Source organism: Pseudoduganella buxea (genome assembly GCF_009720835.1).
GTDB lineage: Bacteria > Pseudomonadota > Gammaproteobacteria > Burkholderiales > Burkholderiaceae_D > Rugamonas > Rugamonas buxea.
The window spans coordinates 1-247 of sequence record NZ_WNKZ01000343.1 but is presented as its reverse complement, the minus strand read 5'-3'; the positions used below and the strand labels follow the sequence as shown (position 1 = coordinate 247).

Annotated in this window: 1 protein-coding gene; it reads right to left on the bottom strand. The window is 69.6% G+C overall.

Translation table 11 applies throughout. The features are described 5' to 3' along the window. A partial coding sequence (locus tag GM672_RS30330) for a hypothetical protein (protein WP_170300304.1) occupies nucleotides 1-247 on the bottom strand: 247 nt, incomplete at both ends.

The window sequence follows — 247 nt, the reverse complement described above, 5'->3', positions numbered from 1 at the left end:
CCACCTGGTTCGTCGTCAGGGCAGCGATCTGCGCGGTGTTCAGCGCGGCGATGCTCGACGTCTTCAGTGCGGCCAGGTCGGCCGTTTCCAGCGCGGCGACAGCGTTCGTGCTCAGGGCGCCGGCTTGGGCCGTCGTCAGGGCATTGGCTTGCGCCGTCGTCAGGGCCACGACCTGGTTGGTCGTCAGGGCGGCAACCTGCTGCGTCTTCAGGCCGGCGATGGTCGCGGTCTTCAGGGCGGCCAGGTC